The 2,590-nt window shown below is 69.7% G+C and carries 2 protein-coding genes; one reads left to right on the plus strand and one right to left on the minus strand.

Annotation, left to right across the window (positions count from 1 at the left end; all coding sequences use genetic code 11):
* A partial coding sequence (gene katG / locus ACE3Q3_RS23875; RefSeq protein WP_374450279.1) for a catalase/peroxidase HPI occupies positions 1–1,874 on the plus strand: 1,874 nt, incomplete at its 5' end.
* Between the two features lie 123 nt (positions 1,875–1,997).
* Here the strand turns inward: katG and ACE3Q3_RS23880 are convergent.
* On the minus strand, positions 1,998–2,590 hold a 593-nt coding region (locus tag ACE3Q3_RS23880; protein ID WP_374450281.1), incomplete at its 5' end, for a 3-hydroxyacyl-CoA dehydrogenase family protein.

Consider the following 2,590-nt stretch of genomic DNA (forward strand, 5'->3'; position numbering starts at 1 on the left):
CCGGCACCTACCGCATCGCCGACGGCCGTGGCGGCGGCGGCACCGGCAACCAGCGGTTTGCCCCGATCAATTCCTGGCCCGACAACGCCAACCTCGACAAGGCGCGCCGTCTGCTGTGGCCGATCAAGAAGAAGTACGGCAACAAGCTGAGCTGGGCCGACCTCATCATGCTCGCCGGCAACATGGCCTACGAGTCGATGGGCCTGAAGACGTTCGGCTTTGCCTTCGGCCGCGAAGACATCTGGCAGCCCGAGAAGGAGATCTACTGGGGCTCCGAGAAGGAGTGGCTGGCGCCCAGCGGCAGCACCGGCAGCCGCTACTCGGGCGAGCGCGATCTGGAGAACCCGCTCGCCGCCGTGATGATGGGCCTGATCTACGTCAACCCGGAAGGCGTCGACGGCAAGCCCGACCCGCGGAAGACGGCGCACGACGTGCGCGTGACCTTCGCGCGCATGGCGATGAACGACGAAGAGACCGTGGCCCTGACCGCCGGCGGCCACACCGTCGGCAAGTGCCACGGCAACGGCAACGCGGCCGACCTCGGTCCGCCTCCGGAAGGCGCGGACCTGGACGAGCAGGGCCTGGGCTGGAACAACCGCACGACCCGCGGGATCGGTCGGAACGCGGTGACCAGCGGCCTCGAAGGCGCATGGACCACCCACCCGACGCGATGGGACAACGGCTACTTCGACCTTCTCCTCGGCTACGACTGGGAGCTGCGGAAGAGCCCGGCGGGGGCGTGGCAGTGGGAGCCGGTCGGCATCCGCGAGGACGACAAAACCGTCGACGTGGAAGACCCGTCGGTTCGCCACAACCCGATCATGACCGACGCCGACATGGCGATGAAGGTCGACCCCGAGTACCGCAAGATATCGGAGCGCTTCCACAAGGATCCGGCCTATTTCTCCCAGGTCTTCGCCCGCGCCTGGTTCAAGCTGACGCATCGGGACATGGGGCCGAAGTCCCGCTACATCGGCCCGGATGTTCCGAAGGACGACCTGATCTGGCAGGACCCGGTGCCCGAAGGGCGCACGGACTATGACGTGGCAGCGGTCAAGGCCAGGATCGCCGCCAGCGGACTGAGCGTCGCCGAAATGGTCAGCACCGCGTGGGACAGCGCGCGCACGTTCCGGGGCTCCGACAAGCGCGGCGGCGCCAATGGCGCGCGCATCCGCCTCGCCCCGCAGAGGGACTGGGAGGGCAACGAACCGGCCCGCCTCGCAAAGGTGCTGGCCGTGCTGGAACCGATCGCGGCCGAGACCGGCGCCAGCGTCGCCGACGTCATCGTGCTCGCCGGCAATGTCGGGGTCGAGCAGGCGGCGAAGGCGGCCGGCGTCGACGCGACGGTTCCCTTTGCGCCCGGCCGCGGCGATGCGACGGAGGAGATGACCGACGCGGAATCGTTCGACGTGCTCGAGCCGCTGGCCGACGGCTTCCGCAACTGGCTCAAGAAGGACTACGTGGTCACCACCGAGGAACTGCTCCTCGACCGGGCCCAGCTGATGCGCCTGACCGCCTGCGAGATGACCCTGCTGGTCGGCGGCATGCGGGTCCTCGGCACGAACCACGGCGGCAGCCGGCACGGGATGTTCACCGACCGCGTCGGCGCTCTGACCAACGACTTCTTCGTCAACCTGACGGACATGGCCTACAGCTGGAAGCCGACGGGGCGCGACCGCTACGCCATCGTCGACCGGAAGACGGGCGCCACCCGTTGGACGGCCACCCGGGTCGACCTCGTCTTCGGCTCCAATTCGGTGCTGCGCGCCTATGCCGAGGTCTACGCCCAGGACGACAACAAGGAGAAGTTCGTCCGGGACTTCGTCGCGGCCTGGTGCAAGGTGATGAATGCCGACCGCTTCGATCTGGCGTAGCCCGGGTGGCGAGACGGGACGCCATCTGAAACATGCCGAGCGGCCGGGCAGTGTCTTTGCTGCCCGGCCGCGCTCGTTCGCGGCGACGCGGGGCCCCGGGCCGGGGGCCGGCTCGTCCCTCCGCTACGGCAGCGGCAGGTCGCGGAAGCCCTTGCCCGCGGCCGCCAGCCGTTCGATCAGCGGCGCCGGCCGGAAGTCGTCGCCGTAGAGGCGCTGGAGTTCGACCAGCCGGTCGCGGATCGCGGGCAGGCCGCGGGCATCGGCCCAGTGCATCGGTCCGCCCTCGTGGATCGGCCAGCCGTAGCCGTTGACCCAGACGATGTCGATGTCGCCGGGGCGGAGTGCCATCCCCTCCTCCAGGATGCGGGCGCCCTCGTTGACCATCGGCAGCAGCAGCCGGTCGAGGATCTCGGCATCGTCGATGGCACGGCGGGCGATGCCGGCGCGGGCGGACTCCTCCAGGATGATCGCCTCGACGACCGGATCGGGATCGGGCGTCCGGCTGCCCTCCGCGTAGCGGTACCAGCCGGCCCCGGTCTTCTGTCCGAAGCGGCCCAGCTCGCACAGCCGGTCGGCGACCGGGGAGACCAGCCCCTTCTCCCGCCGGATGCGCCAGCCGATGTCGAGGCCGGCGAGATCGCCCATGGCGTAGGGCCCCATCGGGAAGCCGAAATCGTAGAGCACCCGGTCGACCTGCTGCGGCAGCGCCCCCTCCA

This window comes from Allostella sp., assembly GCF_041913585.1.
In the GTDB taxonomy this organism is placed as follows: domain Bacteria; phylum Pseudomonadota; class Alphaproteobacteria; order ATCC43930; family Allostellaceae; genus Allostella.